The 24,562-nt window shown below is 35.2% G+C and carries 33 protein-coding genes and 1 riboswitch; of the genes, 30 read left to right on the top strand and 3 right to left on the bottom strand.

Translation table 11 applies throughout. From position 1 onward, the window contains the following. Window positions 1–9 precede the first annotated feature (9 nt). From comGC to BM211_RS07650, 7 genes are read left to right on the top strand one after another with little or no spacing between them, the layout of a single operon-like run. Window positions 10–315, top strand: coding sequence for a competence type IV pilus major pilin ComGC (gene comGC / locus BM211_RS07680; RefSeq protein ID WP_035429667.1), 306 nt, complete (start codon window positions 10–12; stop codon window positions 313–315). Beyond that, on the top strand, window positions 312–746 hold the full coding sequence (comGD, locus tag BM211_RS07675) for a competence type IV pilus minor pilin ComGD (protein WP_035429664.1): 435 nt from the start codon (window positions 312–314) through the stop codon (window positions 744–746). The genes comGC and comGD overlap by 4 nt, the downstream gene beginning before the upstream one ends. Further along, window positions 736–1,053 carry a type II secretion system protein gene (locus tag BM211_RS07670; RefSeq protein WP_035429662.1) on the top strand — a complete coding sequence of 106 codons (318 nt, stop codon included), beginning with the start codon at window positions 736–738 and terminating at the stop codon, window positions 1,051–1,053. Before comGD ends, BM211_RS07670 begins: the two co-directional genes overlap by 11 nt. Further along, window positions 1,040–1,477 carry a competence type IV pilus minor pilin ComGF gene (gene comGF / locus BM211_RS07665; RefSeq protein WP_035429660.1) on the top strand — a complete coding sequence of 146 codons (438 nt, stop codon included), beginning with the start codon at window positions 1,040–1,042 and terminating at the stop codon, window positions 1,475–1,477. Before BM211_RS07670 ends, comGF begins: the two co-directional genes overlap by 14 nt. Next, window positions 1,477–1,854, top strand: a complete 378-nt coding sequence (comGG, locus tag BM211_RS07660) for a competence type IV pilus minor pilin ComGG (protein WP_035429658.1) — start codon at window positions 1,477–1,479, stop codon at window positions 1,852–1,854. Before comGF ends, comGG begins: the two co-directional genes overlap by 1 nt. Before the next feature lies 1 nt (window position 1,855). Beyond that, window positions 1,856–2,353 (top strand): shikimate kinase, encoded by a 498-nt coding sequence (locus tag BM211_RS07655; RefSeq protein ID WP_035429656.1) that lies wholly within the window; start codon window positions 1,856–1,858, stop codon window positions 2,351–2,353. A 36-nt stretch (window positions 2,354–2,389) separates the two neighbouring features. Beyond that, window positions 2,390–2,590, top strand: coding sequence for a YqzE family protein (locus BM211_RS07650; RefSeq protein ID WP_035429655.1), 201 nt, complete (start codon window positions 2,390–2,392; stop codon window positions 2,588–2,590). A 312-nt stretch (window positions 2,591–2,902) separates the two neighbouring features. On the opposite strand, the gene BM211_RS07645 is transcribed toward BM211_RS07650, so the two are convergent. Further along, complete coding sequence (locus BM211_RS07645) at window positions 2,903–3,526, bottom strand: VC0807 family protein (RefSeq protein WP_035429654.1); 624 nt, start codon at window positions 3,524–3,526, stop codon at window positions 2,903–2,905. 305 nt (window positions 3,527–3,831) lie between these two features. Beyond that, window positions 3,832–3,985, top strand: a riboswitch (adenosylcobalamin (AdoCbl) riboswitch). Window positions 3,986–4,046: 61 nt separating this feature from the next. Between BM211_RS07645 and BM211_RS07640 the strand changes: the two genes are divergently transcribed. The 23 genes from BM211_RS07640 to BM211_RS07530 all read left to right on the top strand — a co-directional run bounded on the left by BM211_RS07640 (window position 4,047) and on the right by BM211_RS07530 (window position 21,839). Continuing rightward, window positions 4,047–4,448: a DUF4430 domain-containing protein gene (locus tag BM211_RS07640; RefSeq protein WP_081904757.1), complete on the top strand. Its 402-nt coding sequence runs from the start codon at window positions 4,047–4,049 to the stop codon at window positions 4,446–4,448. Continuing rightward, window positions 4,435–5,022 (top strand): ECF transporter S component, encoded by a 588-nt coding sequence (locus BM211_RS07635; RefSeq protein ID WP_035429652.1) that lies wholly within the window; start codon window positions 4,435–4,437, stop codon window positions 5,020–5,022. The genes BM211_RS07640 and BM211_RS07635 overlap by 14 nt, the downstream gene beginning before the upstream one ends. A gap of 303 nt (window positions 5,023–5,325) precedes the next feature. Further along, window positions 5,326–6,465 (top strand): 1-propanol dehydrogenase PduQ, encoded by a 1,140-nt coding sequence (locus BM211_RS07630; RefSeq protein ID WP_035429651.1) that lies wholly within the window; start codon window positions 5,326–5,328, stop codon window positions 6,463–6,465. Window positions 6,466–6,658: 193 nt separating this feature from the next. After that, entirely contained in the window at window positions 6,659–7,012 is a 354-nt protein-coding gene (eutS, locus tag BM211_RS07625; RefSeq protein ID WP_035429649.1) for an ethanolamine utilization microcompartment protein EutS, read from the top strand. A 1-nt stretch (window position 7,013) separates the two neighbouring features. After that, window positions 7,014–7,451, top strand: a complete 438-nt coding sequence (locus BM211_RS07620; RefSeq protein WP_090996163.1) for a EutP/PduV family microcompartment system protein — start codon at window positions 7,014–7,016, stop codon at window positions 7,449–7,451. Between the two features lie 39 nt (window positions 7,452–7,490). After that, window positions 7,491–8,063: an ANTAR domain-containing response regulator gene (locus tag BM211_RS07615; RefSeq protein ID WP_035429646.1), complete on the top strand. Its 573-nt coding sequence runs from the start codon at window positions 7,491–7,493 to the stop codon at window positions 8,061–8,063. Beyond that, window positions 8,056–9,471: a sensor histidine kinase gene (locus BM211_RS07610; protein WP_090996160.1), complete on the top strand. Its 1,416-nt coding sequence runs from the start codon at window positions 8,056–8,058 to the stop codon at window positions 9,469–9,471. Before BM211_RS07615 ends, BM211_RS07610 begins: the two co-directional genes overlap by 8 nt. Window positions 9,472–9,597: 126 nt before the next feature. After that, a complete protein-coding gene (gene eutA / locus BM211_RS07605; RefSeq protein WP_035429643.1) occupies window positions 9,598–11,028 on the top strand; it encodes an ethanolamine ammonia-lyase reactivating factor EutA in 1,431 nt (476 codons plus the stop codon). 29 nt (window positions 11,029–11,057) lie between these two features. Continuing rightward, window positions 11,058–12,422: an ethanolamine ammonia-lyase subunit EutB gene (locus BM211_RS07600; protein ID WP_090996255.1), complete on the top strand. Its 1,365-nt coding sequence runs from the start codon at window positions 11,058–11,060 to the stop codon at window positions 12,420–12,422. A gap of 18 nt (window positions 12,423–12,440) precedes the next feature. Continuing rightward, window positions 12,441–13,328, top strand: a complete 888-nt coding sequence (gene eutC, locus BM211_RS07595; RefSeq protein WP_371261860.1) for an ethanolamine ammonia-lyase subunit EutC — start codon at window positions 12,441–12,443, stop codon at window positions 13,326–13,328. A 16-nt stretch (window positions 13,329–13,344) separates the two neighbouring features. After that, window positions 13,345–13,998: an ethanolamine utilization microcompartment protein EutL gene (eutL, locus tag BM211_RS07590; protein WP_035429641.1), complete on the top strand. Its 654-nt coding sequence runs from the start codon at window positions 13,345–13,347 to the stop codon at window positions 13,996–13,998. A gap of 14 nt (window positions 13,999–14,012) precedes the next feature. Then, entirely contained in the window at window positions 14,013–14,567 is a 555-nt protein-coding gene (locus BM211_RS07585; protein ID WP_035429639.1) for a BMC domain-containing protein, read from the top strand. Further along, a complete protein-coding gene (locus tag BM211_RS07580; protein WP_035429637.1) occupies window positions 14,567–16,033 on the top strand; it encodes an acetaldehyde dehydrogenase (acetylating) in 1,467 nt (488 codons plus the stop codon). The genes BM211_RS07585 and BM211_RS07580 overlap by 1 nt, the downstream gene beginning before the upstream one ends. Before the next feature lie 38 nt (window positions 16,034–16,071). Continuing rightward, entirely contained in the window at window positions 16,072–16,356 is a 285-nt protein-coding gene (locus tag BM211_RS07575; protein ID WP_035429634.1) for a BMC domain-containing protein, read from the top strand. 117 nt (window positions 16,357–16,473) lie between these two features. Beyond that, entirely contained in the window at window positions 16,474–17,232 is a 759-nt protein-coding gene (locus tag BM211_RS07570; RefSeq protein ID WP_035429632.1) for an ethanolamine utilization cobalamin adenosyltransferase, read from the top strand. Between the two features lie 14 nt (window positions 17,233–17,246). Then, window positions 17,247–17,882, top strand: coding sequence for an ethanolamine utilization phosphate acetyltransferase EutD (gene eutD / locus BM211_RS07565; protein ID WP_090996157.1), 636 nt, complete (start codon window positions 17,247–17,249; stop codon window positions 17,880–17,882). Between the two features lie 12 nt (window positions 17,883–17,894). After that, a complete protein-coding gene (locus tag BM211_RS07560; RefSeq protein WP_090996154.1) occupies window positions 17,895–18,578 on the top strand; it encodes an ethanolamine utilization protein in 684 nt (227 codons plus the stop codon). A 12-nt stretch (window positions 18,579–18,590) separates the two neighbouring features. Next, window positions 18,591–18,863 carry a EutN/CcmL family microcompartment protein gene (locus BM211_RS07555; protein WP_035429623.1) on the top strand — a complete coding sequence of 91 codons (273 nt, stop codon included), beginning with the start codon at window positions 18,591–18,593 and terminating at the stop codon, window positions 18,861–18,863. Next, window positions 18,853–19,398, top strand: a complete 546-nt coding sequence (locus BM211_RS07550) for a BMC domain-containing protein (RefSeq protein ID WP_035429620.1) — start codon at window positions 18,853–18,855, stop codon at window positions 19,396–19,398. The genes BM211_RS07555 and BM211_RS07550 overlap by 11 nt, the downstream gene beginning before the upstream one ends. Before the next feature lie 19 nt (window positions 19,399–19,417). Further along, window positions 19,418–20,533 (top strand): ethanolamine utilization protein EutH, encoded by a 1,116-nt coding sequence (gene eutH, locus BM211_RS07545; protein WP_090996151.1) that lies wholly within the window; start codon window positions 19,418–19,420, stop codon window positions 20,531–20,533. A gap of 3 nt (window positions 20,534–20,536) precedes the next feature. After that, window positions 20,537–21,001 (top strand): cupin domain-containing protein, encoded by a 465-nt coding sequence (locus tag BM211_RS07540; RefSeq protein ID WP_035429616.1) that lies wholly within the window; start codon window positions 20,537–20,539, stop codon window positions 20,999–21,001. Between the two features lie 369 nt (window positions 21,002–21,370). Beyond that, complete coding sequence (locus BM211_RS07535; protein ID WP_177206896.1) at window positions 21,371–21,601, top strand: hypothetical protein; 231 nt, start codon at window positions 21,371–21,373, stop codon at window positions 21,599–21,601. A 91-nt stretch (window positions 21,602–21,692) separates the two neighbouring features. Beyond that, a complete protein-coding gene (locus BM211_RS07530; protein ID WP_090996252.1) occupies window positions 21,693–21,839 on the top strand; it encodes a hypothetical protein in 147 nt (48 codons plus the stop codon). 51 nt (window positions 21,840–21,890) lie between these two features. Here BM211_RS07530 and BM211_RS07525 read toward each other — a convergent pair whose 3' ends face one another. Together BM211_RS07525 and BM211_RS07520 are read right to left on the bottom strand one after the other, a co-directional pair. Then, a complete protein-coding gene (locus tag BM211_RS07525) occupies window positions 21,891–22,685 on the bottom strand; it encodes a YqhG family protein (RefSeq protein WP_035429607.1) in 795 nt (264 codons plus the stop codon). Beyond that, window positions 22,672–24,354 carry a DEAD/DEAH box helicase gene (locus tag BM211_RS07520; protein WP_035429604.1) on the bottom strand — a complete coding sequence of 561 codons (1,683 nt, stop codon included), beginning with the start codon at window positions 24,352–24,354 and terminating at the stop codon, window positions 22,672–22,674. The genes BM211_RS07525 and BM211_RS07520 overlap by 14 nt, the downstream gene beginning before the upstream one ends. Window positions 24,355–24,562: the final 208 nt, after the last annotated feature.

Raw genomic sequence — 24,562 nt, 5'->3', positions numbered from 1 at the left:
GCGTGTTCTGTGAAAAATGAAAAAGGCTTTACGCTGTTAGAAATGTTGCTTGTTATGGTTGTAATTTCTGTGTTGCTACTGCTTATTATTCCAAATGTCGTAAACCAGCGTTCTTCCGTACAAGGGAAGGGATGCGATGCTTTTGTAAAGTCAGTTGAATCACAAGTACAAGGATATCAATTAGAGCATAATAAAATCCCAACGGTGGATGAATTGTATACGGGTAAGTATATTACATCGAAAACTTGTCCAAAGGGAGAAAGTATTGCAATTGATCCTACAAATGGAGAGGTTAAAGTTGTAGGAAAATCGTGAAGAAAAATGGTTTCACATTATTAGAAATGCTCCTCGTCTTAAGTGCTATTTCTATTTTAAGTGTTGTAACATATTTTAATTTTTCACCGATTTATGAAAAGCAAAAGATGAATCAGTTTATGAATCAATTTTCTCAAGATATCCTTTTCATGCAACAAGTAGCGATGAGCCGTCATAACCGTCACACATTACGGTGGTTTCCTAATCAATATTCGTATAGCATTACATCGTCAGGAGAAACCAATCCTCTTCTCGTTCGTTACTATCCATCAGATATAGAGGTGAATGTAAATACATTCCCTAATCCAATGAGTTACGGAGCGGACGGTAATATTAATAGAGGCGGAACAATTATTATTTCTTATAAATCCAAAACGTACCATGTTGTATTTCAACTTGGGAGAGGAAGATTTACGTATTATGAAGTGTGACAAAGGTTCGGTTATGTTAGAAATTCTTGTGTCTCTTAGTTTATTAATGATGGCGGTTTCGCTCTTGATTCCGCAAACGCTTCTCATTATGCAGGAAAGAAAAAATATTCAGCTTCGGTACAGAGCGCAGCTACTTTTGAAAGAAGCGGCATCTGTATATATGTATAATCATGTCGTTTCGTCAGTAATAGAAAAGCGCTATGAACATACGGTATATACAATTCAATGGAAGAGTGAAAAGGTATGCGTAATGTGGAAAGATAGTAAACAGCGTGAGAATGAACGGTGTCGTCATGTTAAAAAATAAGCAAGCTGGGTTTACGTTGTTAGAAGTTATGATATGTTTTCTATTTTTATCTGTATTTTTTCTTCTTCTCCCGCGTCTTCAAGTTCTCTTTATAGAACCCCCGTACCCTAAACAGATTACGAATTGGGAATGGAACGTTTTTTTAGAGCAAGTGCAAATTGAGTTTCGCGATGTGGAAGAAGGAAATAATGGGGAAGGAAAATTGTTTTTCAAAACAAAGGCAGGGGAACATATCACATATGTCAAATCTGGAAATAATATTGTTCGAAAAGTAAATGGGGCGGGACATGAAGTTCTATTACAAAAAGTAGAGGACATTTCTTATCAATTAACAGCTCATACATTAATGATATGTGTGCGGGATATAAACGGTAAAGTATATGATGGTGTTGTTACCCGTTATTCTGCTATTGAGGTGAAATGATGAAGTCGGAAAGTGGATTTACAATGCCGGGAACAATCATCCTCCTATTTTTACTCATGTCTTTTTTAGTATATGAGACAAATATATTTCTATTAGATCAAAAATTTTATACAGAAGCAGAAGAATTGTTTATATTAGAAGAAATAACGAGCCAAGCTGTTGCGGATGTGAAACAAGAATTAAAAGCTGAAATGGGAAAAAGAGAATTTTTTTATTTGTATGAGGCAGGAGAAGCAAAGGGAGATTACACAATTGTAGATGGGAATGCTCTTATTACTTTACAATGTATAACAAAACGAAAGCGAGCAAGTAAAGTTAGCTTTCGTTATAATACAAGTAACGAAGCGATTACGAATTGGCAAGAGGAGAGAGGATAACATGCAAACGTTATATATAACAGGTTTTATGGGAGCGGGGAAAACAACTGTTGGCAAAGCGTTAAGTAGTGCACTTCATATGCCGGTTATTGATACAGATCAGCGTATTGAAGAAAAGACAAAGAAACTGATTCGGAATATCTTTTCAGAAGAAGGAGAAGATGTATTTCGAAAGTACGAAAGTGAAGTGCTGCAATCATTACCGACAAATGATTACATTATTACAACTGGAGGAGGAATCGTTGAAAAAGCGGAGAACCGAGAATGGATGAATGAACATGGAACGGTAATTTATTTGTACTGTGATCCATATGTGATTGCCGAGCGAATTGCTGAGGATACAACAAGACCGTTATTTCAAAAAGAAAATATAGGGGCGTTTATTCAGAAATTTGAAAAGCGTCAAGCTTACTATGAAGAAGCAACAGTAAAAATCGACACGACGAATAAAAGCATTGAAGCAATTGTGCAAGAGATTCACGGGTCGATTAATAAATAAAAAAGTGGACATACTAATCTAGTAGAGGTGATAAGTATGTCTACAAATGATTATGTAAAATATGTCACACAACAATTTGTATCATATATGGATGCTCCAAAAGAGGACCGAAAACAAAAACGGCAGCAGCGCCGTGAAGAGAGAGAACCATTTTTGAATCGTTGGTTTGGGATGTTACCGTTAAGCGCTACTATTTTTTACCGTCAAATGAAGAAAATCAGAAAGAAATCGAGTTAAGTATCTTTGGAATGATATAAAACTATATAAATACAGATTAAAAAATCGACATAAAAACCCTTTTTCTTTTTAGGCGGGCGAGAGCATCTGGCCATGCATAGAAGCGGTTAGTGCCTTTTTCTACCACATGCAAGGTTTAAAACAAAAGGAGAAAGCAAGTAGCGGGCATGTTGTATTCTGCATAGCAGCTAATTATGCGTCGAAAAATTAAAATGAATTTATATAGAAAAGGATACTATGTCATAGAAATCGACAATATAACATAAAAAAGAAGTTCCGCTGCTTATAAACAGTGGAACTTCTTTTTATACATTAAACTTCAGCTTCAGTCACCTGTTTAATCTTATTGCTAATCCAAAGGAACCCAGCACCAATTCCTATTGAAATGCACCAACCAATCCCTGTCATAATGGCTTTCATTTCTCCGTATCCATCTACTCCAAATTTAGAAATCATATAGATCTTAATACAGCTAAGTACAATAAATTGTAAGCCAAAAAAGAAAGTAAAGTATTGGAAAGATGGAAAGAGGCGTGGGTCACGATATAACAATTGTGATTCCTTTCGATCATCCCCTTGCAATGCAGCATAGTCTGCTGCAAAGTACAACATGAGTGGTTGTTTAATAAAAATGGTACATATCACAACAATCCCAAGTGCAATGTGATAGTACACGTCGTTCCATAGCATCTTTTCAGCTGAACCGGAAAGTAAATCTACGCTTGTATTTACAATCATCGTAATGAGGATAAAAAAGCCAGTCATATGAAATTGCCGTTCTTTCTTAAAACAATACAATGTATAAAAAATGCCTGGCACAGAAGAAATAAGCATAGCATAATAGGCACCCATATATTGTTTGCCGAATTTCCAAATAACAAATGGAAAGATGAGATAAAAAATAATATCGTAGATCGCTTTATTGTTTTGCTTCATTGAAATCCTCCTTTGTTTGTATTTTACAATAAAGGTTCTGAATATTATACTTATTTGTAGAGTCAAGAATAAAAAATTGATAGAATGAGAATCATTATATGATTAAGACAATAACAAGTTCTTTTCTGTCAAAATGTTAGGGTAATTCCTGTTCAAATCCAAAAAAAATTATGGATTGAAAGTTTAAGTTATATTTATGAAATATAGGTAATTCGAAATGAGTTGTTGAAAAATCGACATTGTTTTACGCTTTCATTGTGATATAATAGTCGTGAATTGATAAACTTAGTAATCAATTTGTAAAAAATTGTCCATAAAAATGTTGTAGGTAAAGGAAGTTTGGTGAAATTCCAACGCGGTCCCGCCACTGTAATAGATTAGGTATCTAGTCTTAAGTCAGGTCGATTACCTACAGCTTTGTTTAGACTAACTGTTTCGAGGCAAAGGAGTTAGTCTGCAGGTCTAGTTTTGCTTACATGCCTTACTAGGCCTTTTTTATTTGGGCAGAAAGGAGACGAGGATGAAATTTACAAGAACAATGATGGGGGTATTCTTGGCAATCTTGATGTTAATAAGCATCGTTGGTTGTTCAAACAAGGAATCATCTGATAATGCCTCAAATAAGAAAGATGCAGTAAGTAAAGTAACAATTGAAGTAACGCAGAATAATGGTGAAAGTAAGGTAGAAAAAAAGACTGTTGAAATTAAGGGAAAAGAAACACTATTAGACGTGATGAAGAAAAACTTCAAAATTGAAGATAACAAAGGGTTTATCACTTCGATTAATGGAGTTAAGCAAGATACGAAAGAAAATAAGTATTGGCTGTTTGATGTTAATGGTACACCAGCAGTAAAAGGTGCAAACGAAACTGAATTAAAAAATGGTGATAAAGTGAAGTGGGATTTACATGCAGCTTCATAACCAATCTTCTAATGTTCCAATTACACACATTAAAAGTATTGCGTTAGTGGCTGTATTAACAGCATTATCAGTTACTGGAAGGATAGTATTTGCGTTTATTCCTAATGTACAACCAACAACGACATTACTTATTTTAGTAACATTGCTGATGGGAATGCGTTATGGAACTTTGCACGCTATACTTGTTATGGTAGTATCGAACTTAGTATTAGGAATGGGAATTTGGACAATTCCACAAATTATTGCGTATGTCGTCATTGTGCTCATTACCGGTTTGATTATTCGACCTATGTTTTCGAAAATCCCACATGTCATCATGGGAGTGTATGCTGGATTTACAGGTTTTTTATATGGGTTTGTCATCTCTTTATGTCAGGCGCCGATTTATGGTTTGAAATATTTTTGGGCTTATTATTTGGCGGGCATACCGTTTGATTTTAATCACGCGATTGGAAATGTTGGATTTTATATGGTGCTAGCACCGATTTTATTACCATTGCTAGATAAATTATTAATTAAATATCAAAGTTCATGTTTACATGAAAAAGCAAAAAGCACAAAGGTGTGCGATTAAAGATCACATACACCTTCAATGAAGAGGGCTTATATACACGAAGGCGTGTAGATAATTTTGAAAAATATAGTTAATGTGATGTTGACTATGCTATAGATGAAGTAGTACATTGTTAGTATGAAAAATGAATAAATATTACACAATGGCGTGTACATAACAAATAGCAAAGAAGCTTTTAGAGGAAGAAATTCCTTTAAAAGCTTTTTTTATGCACTTTTTTAATTTTGATAAAGTTACTTAAGCATGTCTCTCTTGTAATGTAAGGGAATTATTAGAAGTTTTTATTTTTTTGGAGGTGTAAGTATGGATAGAGTAAGTTTTAAGACGGATATCTATATGGGGAAAGGAGCGTTAAATCGATTAAAAGAATTTAACGATAGAAGGATTTTTATTGTAACTGATCCATTCATGGTTCAATCTGGGATGATTGAACATATTGAAAAAAATTTAAATGATAGTAATACATATATTATTTTTAGTAATATTGTCCCTGATCCTCCAATTGAAGTTGTAGTTGATGGGATTAAAGAATTGAGCACATTTAATGCCGATTTAATGATTGCACTTGGAGGCGGTTCAGCTATTGATGCGGCAAAGGCGATGAAAGATTTTTCAAGACAAATTGTTAAAAAGGAAGAAATTCCGTTCATAGCAATTCCGACAACTAGTGGAACAGGATCAGAGGTTACCGCATTTTCTGTTATTACAGATAAGCAAAAGAATGTAAAATATCCAATTGTGTCAGATGCGATTATTCCAGAGGAGGCGATTTTAGACCCAGAACTAGTCGTGAGTGTTCCTAATTTTGTTACTGCCGATACAGGTATGGATGTATTGACACATGCAATTGAAGCATATGTATCAACGAAAGCAAATGATATTTCCGATGCATTGGCGGAGAAGGCCATTCGTCTTGTATTTAATTATTTAGTAAAAGCGTATAAAGATGGAAATGATCTTGAGGCAAGAGAAAAAATGCATAATGCATCATGTCTTGCAGGTATGGCATTCAATACGACATCTCTTGGTTTGAATCATGGAATCGCACATATTGCAGGAGCGAAATTTAAAATTCCGCACGGACGGATGAATACCCTTTTACTTCCATTCGTCATTGAATACAATGCGGAATTAAAGGGATTTATCGGAGGAGAGTATAGTGTTGCAGCAACTAGATATGCGGCCATTGCAAAATTGTTAGGTTTATCAGCATCTAATCCACGAGTGGGTGTACGTAGTTTAGTGAATGCAATTAAAAACATGCAAAAGCAATTAAATATGCCACTAACGTTAAAAGAATGTGGAATAGATAACAAGAAATTAGCAGAGGTAAGAGATGAAATTGCAATAGGAGCACTTCAAGATGGATGTACAGTAACAAACCCTCGTATTCCAACAAAAGATGATGTAAAAGAAATTTTGAACAAAATGTATCAATTGTAAAATATCAGAATTATTCCTAGGAGAACGTATTGACACCGTTTTCAAGTTGGATTATATTTGAGGTAACACAACGGCGTGTTACTATTGATTAGAGCGATGAGGCTTCTTAAAAATATCTATGTGTATTTTTAAGAGGCCTTTGTGTGTTTATAAGTAAATTTTATCAATTATTATATAACGATAGGATGATGACATGAGCGAACAAAATGAAAAACAACGGGTGATTCAGGAATATGTTCCTGGGAAACAAGTAACTTTAGCTCATTTAATCGCTAATCCAAATCAAGATATATACAAGAAACTAGGATTAGGTAATGAGTTAAAAGAGTCAATTGGAATTTTAACAATTACACCAAGTGAAGCTTCTATTATTGCTGCAGATATTGCTACAAAAGCTGCTGGTGTATCCATTGGTTTTGTCGATCGATTTAGTGGTTCATTAGTCATCACAGGTGATGTTTCGTCTGTAGAATCTGCTTTAAATGAAGTGTTAAATGGCTTGCAAGCAATTCTTGGATTTTCAGCTGCAAAGATTACGAGGACATAACATGAAAAAAGTTATTTTTATCGGGAAAACTGGTAGTGGGAAAACGACTCTTTGTCAACAATTACATGAACATGTAATTGAGTATAAGAAAACGCAGGCAATTGAAAATTTTGATCATGCAATCGACACACCTGGAGAGTATATTGAAAATCGACATTACTATAAAGCCTTAATTGTAACAAGTGTAGATGCGGATATAATAGGACTTGTGCATGATTGCACAGAGGAAGAAAATTACTTCCCTCCAGCATTTGGAAGTGTTTTTCCTCAGCCTATTATCGGCATAGTAACTAAGATTGATCAAGTGGAAAATCGTGATAAGATCGAACAAGCAAAAAAGCATTTAGAAACAGCAGGTGCGGAACAAATATTTGAAATATCTGCCGTGCAAAACATAGGAATAGATAAAATAAAACGATTTTTAGATGACAAAAAGTAATCGTGTAAATTCAGCTGAGATAATGAGGTGTATGCCACAATGAATAGGAAAATTGTAATAGTCGATGATGAACCTATTACAAGAATGGATATTCGTGACATGTTAGAAGAAGCGAACTACGATGTAGTAGGTGAAGCTTCAGATGGTTTTGAAGCAATTGAGTTATGTCAAAGGCATTTACCTGATTTAGTAATTATGGATATTCAAATGCCTATCTTGGATGGTTTGAAAGCGGGAAAACGAATTATTTCAGAACAGTTAGCTGGAGGGGTCATTTTATTGACGGCATTCAGTGACTCTACGAATATTGAAAAAGCAACGAATATTGGGGCTTTAGGTTATTTAGTGAAACCTCTTGATGAAAAGTCATTAGTTCCAATGATTGAAGTTAGTATTGCGAAAGGTAAGTCTGTTCGTAAGTTAGAAAATGAGTTAACAAAGGTTACGAAAAAGCTTGCAGAACGAAAAGTAGTAGAAAAAGCAAAAGGAATGTTAATGAAGGAAAATGGTTTATCTGAAGAGGAGGCATATGAAACAATTCGTAAATTAAGCATGACTAGAAGGTGTCCGATAATCGAGATTGCTAGGACAATCGTGATTTCATATGACTAGTCTACATATACAAGATTTATGTAAAAAGTATACGAATTTAACAAATGCCGAAATAAATAAAATCATAGAAGTATCACAAACTACTAGCACATTAAAAAAGTATGATGGATACGATCTATTTATTGATGTTTTATCTAGATTTTCTGATGAAGCAATGGTTGTATATCACCGTCATCCGAGAGATGGGAAATCTTTTTATAAAAAGTCTGTCGTTGGAGAGAAGGCGCTTCGAGCAAATGAGCCAGGTGTCTTACGGACGCTACAGACAGGTATATCTTCACATGAGTTAGTCGCTAAGACACAAGAAAATCAACTTGTTAGACAAACTGTTTATCCAATCAAACATAAGAAAAAAGTGATTGCAGTTCTAATAGTAGAAAAGGATATAAGTGAAGCTATAAAAGAGAACTTTGATATTGTAAAAAATCATTATGATATTGAAGATGTTTCGTCGACATTAACGGCAATGGTACGATTTAACGAATCTATTTCAAATCAGCTAGATGATGCAATTCTAGTATTTGATAAATATGGTTACGTACGTTTGAAAAATAGTATAGCAGATACTTACTATCGAAATTTAGGATATTTAGAAGATATCCAAGGTTTACATTATGATAATCTTTCTCTTGATCAAACAACTTTTGGTGATATCATGATGGAGGATGCGTCCTCATCTTGTAAAAAGGAAATACATATCGGGGCATATTATTTTTCGGTAAAAAGGAATTTCATTTATGAAAAGGATTTTCGACTCGTAGTTATTCTTCATGATTTAACGGAGATGAAAGATAAAGAGGCTGAAATTATTTCTAAATCTGTCGCAATTCGTGAAATTCATCATCGCGTGAAGAACAATTTACAGACAGTTGCTTCTCTACTTCGCATTCAAGGTAGAAGGTGTAAGAGTGATGAAGCGAAAAAAAGCTTAAATGAAAGTGTTAATCGGATATTAGCAATTGCCGCTACACATGAACTATTATCTAAACAATTAGGGGATTGTGTAGACATGGTGGAAGTTATTCAATCAATTATTTACAATATTCAAAGGTGTTTTATAGATTGTAAGAATGTTAATGTTCAAACGGATGTGCATCAAGCTATTTATATTGATAGTGATCGTACAGTAGCAATTGCTCTTATTATTAATGAGTTAATGCAAAATTCATATGAGCATGCGTTTAATGGTAATAGAAATGGTACTATTCGTGTAAATGTTATCGAAGAGCAAGGATATATTACAATAGAAGTGAATGATGATGGGACTGGATTTGATATTGCTACATGTGCGAATAGAAGTTTAGGATTAACAATTGTCCAAAGCTATGTGAAGGACAAGTTAAAAGGAAATATTCAAATGAATTCAAGTATAAACGGTACAAAAATTACAATTACATTTAAAAAATAACAGATCTACAACGTTGTAGAAAGAATTAAGCAAAGAGGCTTAAGGTTATAAATTCCAATGGTTATGGGATATTTATAACTTTAAGCCTTTTTGTTTTCTCTTATATAACGCGATGGGGGTGAAAAAATGAAAGAAACATTATTAAGTGTTGGCATTGATATTGGAACATCTACAACACAACTTGTACTATCAAAACTTCATGTCCAAAATATGGCTTCTTCTTTTTCAGTTCCACGTATTGTTATCAGTGAGAAAGAGGTTGTTTATAAAAGCGATATATGCTTCACACCTTTTCTTTCAAATAAGAAAATTGATGCCAATCAAATAAAAGCATTTGTAGAAGAACAATATGCAAAAGCAGGAATCAAAAAGGAAGAGATTCGGACTGGAGCAGTAATAATTACAGGGGAAACAGTAAGGAAAGAAAATGCAAATGATGTCCTTTTAACATTAAGTGGTTTTGCGGGTGATTTTGTCGTTGCGACAGCCGGTCCAGATTTAGAAAGTATTATTGCTGCAAAGGGAGCTGGCATACATAGTTATTCCAAGGAACATTCTACTTCCGTTGTAAATATGGACATTGGGGGTGGAACGAGTAATTTAGCATTATTTGCCCATGGAGAACTAAAGGACACTGGATGTCTAGATATTGGTGGCAGGTTAATTAAAGTACATCCATCCACTCACGAAATAACATACATATCACCAAAGCTTCAACAACTTATTATGCAAAAAGGATATGATATAGCACTTGGCCAAACGGCAATGCCAAATAAACTTAAGCCGATCATTCAAGATATGGTAAAACTGCTAGAAGAAAGTGTTGGTATTCATGAGCGAAGTCATTATTATGATGCGATTGTTACGAATAAAGGATTAAAGCTTCAAGATGAAATCTCATGCATATCATTCTCCGGAGGTGTAGCAGATTATATTTACTATGAAACAAATGAAGATGTTTTCCGCTATGGAGACATTGGAATTTTACTTGGAAAAGCAATTGCTGATTCAGCTTTGATGCACCGTTTCAATGTTGTTAAGGCGGATGAAACGATTAGAGCTACCGTAGTAGGAGCGGGATCCCATACGACAGAAGTTAGCGGAAGTACGATTACGTATACGGATGACGCATTTCCATTGAAAAATATTCCAATACTAAAGCTTTCATTTGATGATGAAAATGGTTCTGGGGAAGCAATGGCAAAAGCTATTTGCGAGAAGATAAATTGGTACAAAGTAGAAAACGATCTACAAAAAGTTGCTATTGCTTTTGAAGGAAAGAAAAATCCTTGTTTCCAAGACATTCAGGAGTATGCGAAAGGCATTGTACAAGGAATGCAGGAACTTCTGAAAAAGGAGTATCCACTCGTAGTTATTGTACGGCACGATATAGCAAAAGTACTTGGACAAACATTGTATGCATTAATGGATCGCAAAAAAGAAGTTGTATGTATTGATAGTATTCAAGTAGAAAACGGTGATTATATCGATATTGGTAAACCGATAGCAAACGGTAAAGTTTTGCCAGTAGTTATTAAAACATTAGTTTTCAATTAATTAGGAGATAGATGGAAGGAGGAGCTTTTGTGATTTTAAAAACAAAATTATTTGGTCATATGTATCAATTTACATCAATTATTGACGTATTAGCAAAAGCAAATGAAGAAAAATCCGGTGATAAATTAGCGGGACTAGCGGCTACTTCAGCAGAAGAACGTGTTGCGGCAAAAGTAGTTTTATCTAATCTGACATTAGCAGACCTACGTAACAATCCAGTTGTTCCTTATGAAAAGGATGAAGTAACACGGATTATCCAAGACCAGGTAAATGAGCGTATTTATAATGAAATAAAAAATTGGACAGTCGAAGAACTACGTGAATGGATATTAAATGAAAATACAACGGAAGCAGATATTAAACGGGTTGCAAGAGGTTTAACAGCTGAAATGGTGGCAGCTGTTGCAAAAATTATGTCAAATTTAGACTTAATTTACGGTGCAAGAAAGATTCGAATTACGGCACATGCTAATACAACAATTGGACGAAAAGGTACGTTATCTGCTAGGTTACAACCGAATCATCCAACTGATGATCCAGATGGAATCATAGCGTCAGTAATGGAAGGTTTAACATTTGGAGTAGGAGATGCAGTTATAGGGTTAAACCCAGTTGATGATTCAGCGGAAAGTGTAACCCGAGTTTTAAAGAGATTTGAAGATTTTAGAGAAAAATGGGATATTCCGACGCAAACATGTGTATTAGCACACGTAACAACACAGATGGAAGCAATTCGAAATGGTGCTCCAAGCGGTTTGATTTTCCAATCCATTGCGGGGTCACAAAAAGGAAATGAAGCGTTCGGTTTTAATGCAGCGACAATCGAAGAAGCGCGTCAATTAGCATTAAAAGAAGGAGTAACAGCAGGACCAAACGTAATGTATTTTGAAACAGGACAAGGCTCTGAATTATCTTCAGAAGCACATCACGGAGTAGATCAAGTAACAATGGAAGCACGTTGTTATGGGTTTGCGAAAAAATATGATCCATTTTTAGTTAATACAGTAGTTGGTTTTATTGGCCCTGAGTTTTTATATGACTCTAAACAGGTTATTCGGGCAGGTCTTGAGGACCATTTTATGGGTAAATTAACCGGAATCCCTATGGGTTGTGATGCTTGCTATACGAATCATATGAAGGCTGATCAAAATGATATTGAAAATTTAGCTGTTTTACTATCAACTGCAGGATGTAATTTCTTTATGGGAATTCCTCATGGAGACGATATTATGTTGAATTATCAATGTACAGGTCATCATGATATAGCGACTTTACGTGAATTATTAGGATTACGCCCAATTAGAGAATTTGAGCAATGGATGGAAAAGATGGGCTTTATTGAAAATGGGAAACTAACGAAAAAAGCTGGAGATGCATCTGTATTTTTAAAATAAAGGAAGGAGGAAGAGTTAATGGTGAATGAAAAAGATTTGAAGTTTATGATTGAAAATATTTTATCTGAGATGATAGGGGATAAAAAAGATGAAGCTATTGAAGGCATTACCGAACAAGTAGCAGATGAACTTCAAGTGAGTGATGAATATTTAGCAGATATCACAAAAATTGATATTAAGAAACAACTTTTAGTTCCAGATCCTGAGGATCGAGAAGGGTATTTAAAAATGAAGGAAAAAACGTCAGCCCGTATTGGAATTTGGCGTGCTGGACCTCGCTATAAAACAACTACTTCATTACGTTTCCGTGCAGATCATGCAACTGCACAAGATGCAGTATTTTCTTATGTATCGGAAGATTTTGTAAAAGAAATGGAACTTATAAGTGTAAATACACTCTGTCAGGATAAGGATGAATATTTAACAAGACCTGATTTGGGACGGCAATTTCCAAAAGACGCAATTGATAAGATAAAGCTAAATGCAACAAAAGGTGCAAAAGTACAAATTGTTGTTGGTGATGGATTAAGTTCAGCTGCAATTGAAGCGAATCTTCGTGATATTTTACCGGCAATAAAGCAAGGACTAACGATGTATGGTATTGAGCTTGGTGAAATTATCTTCGTCAAACATTGTCGTGTACCATCAATGGATGTTATCGGTGAAGCAACGGAAGCGGACGTAGTGTGCTTATTAGTAGGTGAACGTCCAGGACTTGTAACAGCTGAATCTATGAGTGCTTACATTGCATATAAACCAACAGTAGGGATGCCAGAAGCAAGACGCACGGTAATCTCCAATATTCATCAAGGTGGTACACCTCCAGTAGAAGCAGGAGCACACATTGCAGAGCTTATTAAAACAATGATTGATAAGAAAGCATCAGGTATTGATTTAAAGCTATAAGAATGGAGGGCAATTTATGAAGAACGAGCCAATTCGCGCAACCGTTTTAAGTATTAAATTAATTTCGAACGTAAGTCCTGATATGGCAGAAAAGCTTAAGCTCAAGTCTCACCAAAAAAGTTTAGGAATTATTACCGCAGATATTGATGATGTGACATATACCGCTTTAGATGAAGCTACTAAATCAGCAGAGGTAGATGTTGTATATGCAAAGAGTATGTTTGCGGGATCTGCTAATGCCTCTACGAAACTTGCAGGTGAAGTAATTGGTATTTTGGCTGGGCCAAGTCCAGCAGAAGTAAAAAGTGGATTAAATGCAGTTGTTGATTTCATGGAGAGCGGTGCTCATTTTGTTAGTGCAAATGACGATGATTCTATTACTTACTTTGCACATTGTGTTTCACGTACAGGTACTTATTTATCAGAGGTAGCCAATGTCAAAGAAGGTGAAGCAATTGCCTATTTAATTGCACCTCCTCTTGAAGCGATGTATGCCCTAGATGCAGCATTAAAAGCAGCGGATGTAAGTATAGGAGCTTTCTTTGGTCCTCCTTCTGAAACGAATTTTGGCGGGGCATTATTAACAGGTAGCCAATCTGCTTGCAAAGCAGCATGTGATGCCTTTGCAACAGCAGTACAATATGTAGCTGATAATCCAACGAGCTATTAAGGTGTTGATAATAGATGGAAAATCAAGCGTTAGGTCTCATTGAAGTTCGCGGATATTTAGGTGCAGTTCAAGCCGCTGACACAGCATTGAAAGCAGCAAATGTCACATTGATACGCTGTGAAGTAATAAAAGGTGGGCTTGTTACTGTTCAATTAACAGGAGATGTTGGCGCAATTCAAGCTGCTGTGGAAGCAGGGGAAGAAGCTGCTAAAAAACTGGGCGTACTAATAACGAGCCATGTAATTGCACGATTACATGAAGAATTACACAAAATGATTAAAGACGAGCCTACTAGTTATATAGAAGAGCAAATACAAGAGGTTGTTGATTCGTATCAAAAAATAGAAGAAGCACAGGAGAATGAAAGTGTGCAAGTACCTAATACTAGCGAAATAGCAGTAGTTTCCGAGAGAAAGGTACCATCTTTTCAACAAATGAAGTTAGTTGAATTAAGAAAACTTGCTTACAAGCTAGATATATCTAATATACCAAAAAGCCAAATAAAGTATGCAAAAAAAGAACAGTTGATTGACGCAATTCAACAATGTAATAGGGGGGAGGATAAATAATGGAGATATATGATAAAGATTTAAGATCTATCCAAGAAGTACGTCATTTGGTCAAAAAAGCAAAAAGTGCACAGCAAAAATTAGCGACTATGTCGCAAGAGAACATTAATACAATTGTGAAAGCTATCGCAGATGCTGGTTATAAACATCGAGAAAAATTAGCGAAAATGGCGAATGAGGAAACAGGTTTTGGTCGTTGGCAAGATAAGATTCTCAAAAATAGTTTTGCATCAAAGCATGTTTACGAATCAGTGAAAGACATGAGAACAGTAGGAATTATAAGTGATGATAAAGAGACGAAGATCATGGAGGTAGCTGTTCCTGTTGGAGTAATAGCGGGATTAATTCCATCAACAAATCCAACATCAACAGTGCTGTATAAAGCAATAATTTCACTGAAAGCAGGCAATAGTATTGTGTTTTCACCTCATCCTAATGCATTAAAGTGTATTTTAGAAACGGTGAAAATAATTAATGAAGCTGCGAAACAAGTTGGTTGTCCTGATGGAGCAATTAGCTGTATGACTGTTCCAACAGTTCAAGGAACGAACGAATTAATGAAGCATAAAGATACTAATCTCATTTTAGCTACAGGTGGGACTCCAATGGTTAAAGCGGCGTATTCATCTGGAACACCAGCCATTGGTGTGGGCCCGGGCAATGGCCCAGCTTTCATTGAAAAGAGTGCAAATATTCCTTTGGCTGTCAAACGAATTTTAGATTCTAAAACGTTTGATAACGGAACAATTTGTGCATCTGAACAATCCATTGTTGTGGAAGAATGCAGCAAACAAGTTGTTATGGAAGAGTTAAAGAAACAAGGTGCTTACTTCCTATCTAAAGAAGAAAGTGAAAAATTATCGGAATTTATTATGCGTGCGAATGGTTCGATGAATCCTCAAATTGTCGGAAAAAGTGTGGAACACATTGCGTCATTAGCAAAGTTAAATATACCTACAAGTGCAAGAGTTTTAATTGCAGAAGAAACTCATGTTGGAAGCAATGTTCCTTATTCTCGAGAAAAATTAGCACCAATTCTAGCATTTTATACAGAAAAAGATTGGGAATCTGCATGTGATCGCTGCATTGAAATTTTACATAATGAAGGTGCAGGGCATACGCTTATCATTCATTCTGAGAATGAAGAAGTAATTCGTGAATTTGCGTTAAAAAAACCAGTATCTCGTTTACTAGTGAATACGTCCGGAGCATTAGGAGGAATTGGTGCAACGACAAATTTAGTTCCAGCGTTAACACTCGGTTGCGGAGCAGTAGGTGGAAGTTCGACATCGGATAATATTGGACCGGAAAATTTATTTAATGTAAGAAGAATTGCATATGGTGTAAGAGAGTTAGAGGATCTGCAAGAGAATACACCTATTCTAGAAGAAAAAACAACAAACTTAAATGAAAATGAAGAGCTTATTAACATGATTGTGCAACGTATTTTAGAAAAGATTAATTAATTTTATTATAAAAACATTTAATTAGGAGGAATTATATTATGGCAAACGCAAATGCATTAGGAATGGTAGAAACTAAAGGGTTAGTAGGAGCAATTGAAGCAGCAGATGCAATGGTAAAAGCAGCAAACGTTACATTAATTGGTAAAGAACAAGTAGGTGCTGGATTGGTAACTGTTATGGTTCGAGGTGATGTTGGTGCAGTAAAAGCTGCAACAGATGCAGGTGCAGCAGCAGCTGAGCGTGTAGGAGAGTTATTATCAGTTCATGTAATTCCAAGACCACATTCAGAAGTAGATGCGATTTTACCGAAAACAGCAGAATAATGAGAGTTAGGATGCAGATGGAAAACCATCTGCATCCCTCTTATCTAACTTGAAATTTAGTTTGATAATTTCATCGTAACCAAAAGCTTGGCACCACTTATTAAGGGATGTGAAAGTGTGGCTGTTATTACGGAAAGTTACTTAAGAAAGCACTTTAAAGATCAAAATCTGAAAGAAATTGATGTATATGAAGTTCAAAAAGGAGTTATTTTGACACCTTCTGCTAAAAGTTTTTTATCCGACCATCATATTAAACTTTCTTATGCTAAAGAAAAGAGGCAAGAAGAGAAAGATGATGAAGTAAAGGAAACACCTAAAGAGAAGAAAATGCGTTATCAGACCATTTATGGTGGTTCATTAGATGAAAAGCCAGAACATATGACACAATTGTACGGTAATTTATTAGTTTTTAAAGATCATCCTCGGATTATTTTTCGTGGGAAACTTGATTCACTAGAAGCGAAGATTTTAGAAGCGCAAATTTTAGCGACGAAACAAAGTCTTCCAAAGCTTGCAAAGGATTTAGAGGAGATTTTGATGTTTGTTCGAAACTTAGTTCGATGTGAAGTATTAGGGGAAACGGTAGAAGAGTTTTTTTTGTTAAATATGACACAGAAAGAATTACGTGAACAATCGCATCATCCGAAAAAATACTTTGGTCTGGATCATTTTCAACCTAGCTATGAAATGGGAGAAGCAGTTATTATGTTAAATTCGCTCCGAACACTTACTCGAGAGACAGAATTACTTGGTTATGAAGCATTTAAAAATAATTATGGGGCGATTGAACGCGAAGATATTATTCGTGCACTTAATCGTTTATCGTCTCTTTTTTGGATTCTGATGTTTAAAGTTCGGACAAATAAATACAAATAAAACAGGAGGAAGCAATGAACAATCAATTAATGGATAGTCTCGTAGATGAAATATTAAAACGTGTACAAAAAGAAACATGTATTGAAATTGAAGCTTCTGGCCGACACGTGCACTTAAGTAGAACTACAATTGATTTATTATTCGGTTCTGGATACGAGTTAACTAAATTAAGAGATTTATCTCAACCTGGACAATATGTATGTAGAGAGCGTGTAACATTAATTGGTCCAAAAGGAGTTATTCATAATGTAGTGGTATTAGGACCAGAACGAAAACAGACACAAGTTGAAATATCACAAACAGATGCAGTTTCGTTAGGAATTAAAGCTCCTATTAAAGAAAGCGGACAACTTGACGGAACACCAGGTATTGTTCTTTCGACAGGGAAAAATGTTGTACATCTTAATCATGGTGTTATTGTAGCGAAACGTCACATTCATATGACCCCAGAAGACGCAAAGAAAAATAATGTTGTAAATGGTGAAATAGTTCAAGTAAAGGTATTTGGAAAACGTCCATTAATTTTTGATGATGTTGTCATACGGGTTAGTTCATCATATGAGACGTATATGCACATTGATTATGATGAGGCAAATGCTTGTGGTTTTGTTAAAGGTACGATCGGAAAGATTATAAAAAAAAGTACCTAGGAGTGTGAAAAGATGAACGTGGAAGCATTAGTTGAAGTTATTACGAAAGAAGTGTATAACCGTCTTCAAAATATACCAGTTGCAAAGAAAGCAGAGCCCCTAAAAACAGCAGTGTTTGTTGCAACAGAAGTTTATCCACAACTTGAAGGCATTTTAGCACATGAATACACTATTCAATACTTTGATGATTCGGTAATGGATTGTGATGTCGTTGTTATTCCTAAAATGTGTATTCAATTGTTAGGGAATCTTGCTAACGGCTTAAGTAGTAGTCCTCGGGAACGATTTATTTTAACAATGCTTTTAAAAGGAAAGAACGTGATTGCCTTAGATGATGGTCTTGTCTATAAAAAATATAAACAAACAGCTAATGCTCATTTATTCAAAATGTATGAAGAATATCAAGCGAAAGTAGAAAGTTTTGGTATAAAGATTATTCATGACACACAGCTATTGCAGTCGTGTTGTGAGAAAAAAGTAGTACATAATGTACAAGTTACAAATAGCCAAATGAACGTTGAAACTCAACTTCAAACGGAAGCAGCGGTGATCTCCAAAAAAGTAATTACAGAAGCCGATTTGAAAAAATTTCATTTACGAAACGTGAAGGAAATTATCGTGACACCAAATAGTATTATTACGCCATTAGCAAAAGATTATATTCGTATGCAACAGATGCATGTACAAAGGGCTTGATGGAGGGACACTATGATTATTGGAGAGGTTGTTGGAAGTCTTTGGGCAACTAGGAAAGATGAAAAGTTAAACGGTTGGAAGTTTTTGGTGATAAAACCTCTTTCGCATAATAAAACGCGAGATACTGATATATTTGTTGCTGCAGATAATGCTGGTGCTGGAATTGGTGATACCGTACTTGTCAGCCAAGGAAGTGCTGCCCGGGCGTCTGTTGAAAATCAAGATGTTCCTGTTGACGCAGTAATTGTAGGAATTATTGATTCTATTGAGGTTAATGATGAATAGTTCTATCGGTGTATTGGAACTAAGGAGTATAAGTAAAGGATACGAACTAGCTGATAAAATGCTTAAGCAGTCCTCAGTTGAAATGCATGTTTTACGTCCTATTTGTCCAGGGAAATTTTTAATTATTATAAGTGGTGAAGCTGAAGATGTAAATGAAGCGATGGGTAAAGCAGTGAATGAAGCAAAGGGGTTTTTAGTAGATACATTTTTACTACATGGAGTACATGAAGAGATTTTACTTGGCTTAAAAAATCGATATCCTCAACAAGAGACGCATGCTGTTGGAATATTTGAAGCATCAAATGTATCAGCAGGAATTTTTTCGATAAATAAGGCGTTAAAAGAAGCGACTATATCATTAAAAAGAATGACACTAGGCATGGGGATTGGCGGTAAGTTTGTGGCGATTTTTACAGGTACCGTTAGTGATGTAGAACAAGGTATGAAAATAGCTGTTTTATCTATTGATAAGAAACGTGTTGTTCACTATACAGTCATTCCTTCGCCAAGTGAGTTGATGAAAAAATATTTATAAGAAGAACGGAGGGGAACAAATGAGCATTAATGAGATTATTATTTATTTAATGGTTATTTTTATGATACTTGGAGCTATTGATAAGTGTATTGGTAATAAATTTGGACTCGGCGAGCAGTTTGATGAAGGGATAATGGCGATGGGATCATTAACCTTGGCGATGGTCGGTATCATTTCATTATCACCTGTACTTGCAAAGATATTAAGCCCAATTGTTGTTCCAGTATTTAGTGCTTTGGGAGCAGATCCATCTATGTTTGCGACAAGTTTATTAGCTAATGATATGGGTGGGTATTCATTAGCATTAGAATTAGCCAAAGACCCAGATGCTGGAATGTTTGCAGGAGTTATTTTAGGTTCTATGTTAGGCCCAACAATTGTATTTACTATTCCTGTCGCATTAGGAATTATTCAAAAAGAAGATCATAAGTTTTTAGCAACAGGTGTTTTATCAGGCATTATTACTATTCCTTTAGGTTGTTTTATTGGTGGACTGGTTGCAGGATATTCTGTGTCAATGATTCTATCAAACTTAGTGCCAATTATTATTTTTGCTGTGTTAATCGTGTTAGGACTTTGGAAATTCCCGGATGGAATGGTTAAAGGATTTACAATTTTCGGGAAGTTTATCGTCATTCTGGCAACACTTGGTTTAGTGTGTGGAATTGTGAAACAGTTAACAAATATAACAATTATTCCTGGTCTTGCACCGATCGATGAAGGAATTGAAATCGTTGGAAATATCGCGATTGTATTAGCAGGTGCTTTCTGTATGGTATTTGTAATTACGAAAGTATTTAAGAAACCATTAATGAGACTTGGAAAAATGCTTGGAATGAATGAAATTGCAGCAGCTGGTATGGTTGCTACACTTGCAAATAATATTCCGATGTTCGGCATGATGAAGGATATGGATGCTAGAGGAAAAGTAATTAATGTCGCGTTTGCTGTATCGGCAAGTTTTGTCTTTGGTGACCATTTAGGATTTGTAGCTGGTGTAGCAAAAGACATGATTTTTCCAATGATAGTTGGAAAGTTTGTTGGGGGTATTTCAGCTGTGTTTGTAGCGATCTTTATGTCAAAAAGATTGCTTGAAAATAAAAAAGATGCTAATCAACAAAAGGAGGCTATGTAAGTCATGAATACATTGGATAAACAAGTTATTGAAGATCTTGTTCGTAAAATCATTGCAGAGAAAATAGGAAATACGCCTCAAAATGAAATGTTTAGTCGTCGTGACGAAAGTGGAGTAATATCTGTACAATTACCAACGGTTAAAGTAGCTGAAACAGACCGTTTAAATACAGGTAAACAAGAGGATATAGTTTACTGTAAAGACATTTTTTCTTTAGAAGAAAGTCCACGTTTAGGCTGCGGTATAATGGAAATGAAAGAAACGACATTTGATTGGACCTTGAACTACGATGAAATTGATTATGTAATTGAAGGTAAACTAGAAGTAATAATTGATGGCCGGAAAGTAAGTGCACAAGCAGGTGAAATTATTCTCATTCCGAAGGGAACAAAAATTCAATTTTCTGTACCTGAATATGCTCGTTTTATGTACGTTACATATCCAGCGGATTGGGCATCACAAGCATAGAACTAGAGCACATTAATGTGAGATAAAATAAGAATTTGGGAGGCATAATATAATCATTATGCCTTTTTTTCATAGAGTGACTGAGTAGTTACTTTATTTCAAGATAAAAATTTTTTTGGTTACCTTAATAGTAAGAATTAATCTTTCTATTATATTATATTGAATTATCATGCTTAATTGGTGTATTATTAATAATAAGCAATTAAAACGCTTTCATTTTTAGATTTGTTCACAAAATTGTCTAAAATACACTTTAATACAGTGGCAATATTGTTTTATAATGGAACTAATCATCTATACATGCATACATTAATTGTGAAATAAATAACATTCTTAGTTTATATAAATGTAAACGCTATCAAAGGAGAGGTGATACAAATGAGTAAATTTTTCTTCGATCAAAACCCTGCAACAGTTGAAGATGGAAAATTAATAGAATATGCAGAAACAATTTATGGAAAAGGCGGACGTTCCGTATTAGAGAATTTAATTTTAAAGGCATCTATTCGACTGCGCGATCGTTATCCTGAAAAGTCAGATGAGCAGATTTCTTTCCTTGTGAATCAAGGACTGCGTGATATGTTTCAAAAATATATGTAAGGAGAGGCAAATGCCTCTCCTTATTTTTTGTATAAGGGAAATGTTGATTGCGAAAACTAATGTCGAAGTATATACGAGTGGGGTGAACAAAATGAGTAACGGAGCTGGCGGTTCAAAGAAGAATAGAGAAACAGATGCAAATCATGTAAGTGCAAAAGATAGAGAATATCAAAAGAGAATGACAAAGATTCATCAGCAAGAACATAACGATGGCCGGAAATATAATGGGAAAATTTAAAATGAACTTTTACTTTCTAACATAAAAAAGCTCCTTGTAGAAGGAGTTTTTTTATGCGAGAAAATGGTTTGCTGTCACATAAAAGAGTCCGCCGTTTATAATTTGGATCGTAATGCGCGGCTCGTATTGTTCTTGCAAAGCTCGTTTTTCTATCTCATAGCTTTCTGGTAATTCATTACTTTCCTCATAAAAGCGGTTTAGGAGTTGTAAATCGTGATTCCAACGAATTTTTGCTTCTTCAGCCCATGAATGATCGTCGGAAGTAATGATACGTTTCATTGCTTCTTCAATTCTAGTTAGCCCGCTTTGTGGTTTAATAATCGGCGTTAATGTAAAACAAAAATCAGGAATTTTTGGTGTGAGACGAAGTGCTGCCAATGCTTCATGAAAATTGGTAATCATCGTACCGGAAATAAGATGAATACCGATTGAGTACAACATATCTTTTTTTCGATCACATTGATAGGAGACTTTTATATTGACGCCAAGCCAAGGATGGAGCGGAGTGCTTGTTTTTCCATTTGAATGTACATCTTCAAATAAACGAATGTAAGCACCTAATTCTTTTGTTGTTTGAAAAATTTGATGTAGGCGCGGAGAACCGTAGTGAATGAACTCGCCTTCTTGCTCCTCGTGTTTTGTATCAGTAATGAATGTAAGGCGCATTGGATTTGGTATGCCGCCTGTTTTTTCAAGATAATGCCAGTAAAATGGACGGTTCATAAGTAGTTTGTCCATTTCAATTGTTAATTGAACATCCAATAAATGAGGAAAACGCTGCACAATTTCGCAGTCGTTTGCCTCGAAAAAACAATGCAAATAATGATGGATTTCATGTTGCTGCATAGCCATGCACCTCAGCTTCATTTCGTTTGGCAAATTCAATAATAGATGTTAAATTTTCCATTTTAATTCGGATTTCGCCTTCGCTTTTGGAATGAGCAAAAATATCGTGAATGTGTGCATCGATATTCTTCATATTAATTCTTGTTAAAATTTCATCTAAATCACCAATGACACGCTCAAATAAGTCAATTTTCTCATAAAGCAGTTTTAAAATATGCTCTTCTACTGTATGTTTCGTTGCCAAATTATAAATGTGAACATCATGCTTTTGTCCGAGACGATGAATCCGGCCGATTCTTTGTTCAAGGCGCATCGGATTCCAAGGAAGGTCGTAGTTGATCATGTAATTACAAAATTGTAGATTTATCCCTTCACCGCCTGCTTCTGTCGCAATTAATACTTGGGCATGGTTTTGAAACAATTCTTTCATCCAATCTTTTTTTCCACGTTTAAACCCGCCGCGAAATGGTACAGATGAAATGCCGTGCTGTTTTAAAAACCATTGTAAATACATTTGAGAAGCACGGTATTCTGTAAAAATGACAACTTTATCATTAATTTCTTTAATGATTTCTAATGCTTTATTTGCTTTTGAATTAGCGGAAATACCATTGATTTTTTCCATTAACACATCTATGTATGGATCCACTGTATATTGCTCATTTTCTTTTTGCCGCTTTTCTACATGTTTTTTGAGTGAGAAATAGACAGCTTCGCGGCTACTGCACGCTTCACGCTTTAATGTTAAAGCAGAAAATGCTGAGGTACATGCATCTTGTCTTTTCCACCCTTCAATTGCATCGTATAAAGCCTTTTCCTGTTCATTGAAGTCGACAAAGAGCGTATGAACGTGCCTTTTTGGCCACTCGATGCCAGTGTCGTGCCGTCGATTCCGTACCATTACTTTATTAATGAGTTGTTTTAAATGTTCATCTGTTTCAGTAGTGCGATTTTTGGAAGCATAATATTCTTCAAAATTAGATTGGTTGCCGAGATGACCGGGCTTTAATAATGAGACAAGATTAAATATTTCATCAATACGATTTTGAACAGGTGTTGCGGTAAGTAATAAGCAAAATTTTTTCTTTAATAGTTGCGCAAATTCATAGTTTTTCGTTTTGTTGTTTTTTAGTTTATGCGCTTCATCAATAATAATGAGATCATATTCTAAATTTAAAACGATATCACGGTGCGGAGAGCGCTTCGCGGTATCGATAGACGAAACAATAACGTCAGCTTGCTCCCAAGAGTAACTTTTTCGCTGCATGGCGGCTGGAATGAAAAATTTTGTATTTAATTCATATGCCCATTGGGAAACGAGAGATGCAGGTACAAGAATGAGCACTTTTTTCACAAGTCCGCGCACCATATATTCTTTTAAAATAAGTCCGGCTTCAATTGTTTTTCCAAGGCCAACTTCATCTGCTAAGATTGCTTTTCCGTTCATTTGTTCAATAACGGTTTGCGCTACTTCTAGTTGATGTGGAAGCGGCGTGAAATTAGGTAAATGTTTAGGCGCCTGTAGCCCGTCAAATGTGGGAGTGAGAAGGGACTGTTCAGTTTGATATGCGAGATGAAATAGTTCCCAATTTGTCCACGGACCATCTTCTTCTATTCGTTTTAAGAAGTTTTCTTGCCAAGAACGTTCTATTGAAATTTCGACATTCATGGATAATATCTCACCTTCTATAAATTCTAAATTATTTTTTTAGCTAGAATATTGATGAAACTACTCGAAAAATGTTAGGATAATGGTGTGAAATGTGTGGAATCTTTCGTATTTTATCCAAGAAAGTACTTTTTTATTTACGCTTTCATAAAAAAATAGCATGAGATTCCGTATATCCCATCTTTTTAAATTTGAAAATGTTTAGAAA

The sequence above is a fragment of the Bacillus sp. 491mf genome (genome assembly GCF_900112415.1).
Classification (GTDB): Bacteria; Bacillota; Bacilli; order Bacillales; family Bacillaceae_G; genus Bacillus_A.
Note: the sequence above shows the minus strand (reverse complement) of the source record. Positions and strands in the feature narration are given on the sequence as shown.

Excerpts from the sequence above, each read along its gene's own strand:
- BM211_RS07640 (WP_081904757.1), top strand. The coding sequence starts at position 4,047 with ATGAAATTTACAAGAACAATGATGGGGGTATTCTTGGCAATCTTGATG.
- eutL (WP_035429641.1), top strand. The coding sequence starts at position 13,345 with ATGAAGAACGAGCCAATTCGCGCAACCGTTTTAAGTATTAAATTAATT.
- comGF (WP_035429660.1), top strand. The coding sequence starts at position 1,040 with ATGTTAAAAAATAAGCAAGCTGGGTTTACGTTGTTAGAAGTTATGATA.
- BM211_RS07530 (WP_090996252.1), top strand. The coding sequence starts at position 21,693 with ATGAGTAACGGAGCTGGCGGTTCAAAGAAGAATAGAGAAACAGATGCA.
- BM211_RS07550 (WP_035429620.1), top strand. The coding sequence starts at position 18,853 with ATGATGAATAGTTCTATCGGTGTATTGGAACTAAGGAGTATAAGTAAA.
- BM211_RS07670 (WP_035429662.1), top strand. The coding sequence starts at position 736 with ATGAAGTGTGACAAAGGTTCGGTTATGTTAGAAATTCTTGTGTCTCTT.
- BM211_RS07630 (WP_035429651.1), top strand. The coding sequence starts at position 5,326 with ATGGATAGAGTAAGTTTTAAGACGGATATCTATATGGGGAAAGGAGCG.
- BM211_RS07610 (WP_090996160.1), top strand. The coding sequence starts at position 8,056 with ATGACTAGTCTACATATACAAGATTTATGTAAAAAGTATACGAATTTA.
- eutA (WP_035429643.1), top strand. The coding sequence starts at position 9,598 with ATGAAAGAAACATTATTAAGTGTTGGCATTGATATTGGAACATCTACA.
- BM211_RS07635 (WP_035429652.1), top strand. The coding sequence starts at position 4,435 with ATGCAGCTTCATAACCAATCTTCTAATGTTCCAATTACACACATTAAA.
- BM211_RS07580 (WP_035429637.1), top strand. The coding sequence starts at position 14,567 with ATGGAGATATATGATAAAGATTTAAGATCTATCCAAGAAGTACGTCAT.
- eutC (WP_371261860.1), top strand. The coding sequence starts at position 12,441 with ATGGTGAATGAAAAAGATTTGAAGTTTATGATTGAAAATATTTTATCT.
- eutS (WP_035429649.1), top strand. The coding sequence starts at position 6,659 with ATGAGCGAACAAAATGAAAAACAACGGGTGATTCAGGAATATGTTCCT.
- BM211_RS07520 (WP_035429604.1), bottom strand. The coding sequence starts at position 24,354 with ATGAATGTCGAAATTTCAATAGAACGTTCTTGGCAAGAAAACTTCTTA.
- eutD (WP_090996157.1), top strand. The coding sequence starts at position 17,247 with ATGAACAATCAATTAATGGATAGTCTCGTAGATGAAATATTAAAACGT.
- BM211_RS07525 (WP_035429607.1), bottom strand. The coding sequence starts at position 22,685 with ATGCAGCAACATGAAATCCATCATTATTTGCATTGTTTTTTCGAGGCA.
- comGG (WP_035429658.1), top strand. The coding sequence starts at position 1,477 with ATGAAGTCGGAAAGTGGATTTACAATGCCGGGAACAATCATCCTCCTA.
- BM211_RS07585 (WP_035429639.1), top strand. The coding sequence starts at position 14,013 with ATGGAAAATCAAGCGTTAGGTCTCATTGAAGTTCGCGGATATTTAGGT.
- BM211_RS07615 (WP_035429646.1), top strand. The coding sequence starts at position 7,491 with ATGAATAGGAAAATTGTAATAGTCGATGATGAACCTATTACAAGAATG.
- BM211_RS07555 (WP_035429623.1), top strand. The coding sequence starts at position 18,591 with ATGATTATTGGAGAGGTTGTTGGAAGTCTTTGGGCAACTAGGAAAGAT.
- BM211_RS07540 (WP_035429616.1), top strand. The coding sequence starts at position 20,537 with ATGAATACATTGGATAAACAAGTTATTGAAGATCTTGTTCGTAAAATC.
- BM211_RS07650 (WP_035429655.1), top strand. The coding sequence starts at position 2,390 with ATGTCTACAAATGATTATGTAAAATATGTCACACAACAATTTGTATCA.
- BM211_RS07655 (WP_035429656.1), top strand. The coding sequence starts at position 1,856 with ATGCAAACGTTATATATAACAGGTTTTATGGGAGCGGGGAAAACAACT.
- eutH (WP_090996151.1), top strand. The coding sequence starts at position 19,418 with ATGAGCATTAATGAGATTATTATTTATTTAATGGTTATTTTTATGATA.
- BM211_RS07620 (WP_090996163.1), top strand. The coding sequence starts at position 7,014 with ATGAAAAAAGTTATTTTTATCGGGAAAACTGGTAGTGGGAAAACGACT.
- BM211_RS07575 (WP_035429634.1), top strand. The coding sequence starts at position 16,072 with ATGGCAAACGCAAATGCATTAGGAATGGTAGAAACTAAAGGGTTAGTA.
- BM211_RS07645 (WP_035429654.1), bottom strand. The coding sequence starts at position 3,526 with ATGAAGCAAAACAATAAAGCGATCTACGATATTATTTTTTATCTCATC.
- BM211_RS07560 (WP_090996154.1), top strand. The coding sequence starts at position 17,895 with ATGAACGTGGAAGCATTAGTTGAAGTTATTACGAAAGAAGTGTATAAC.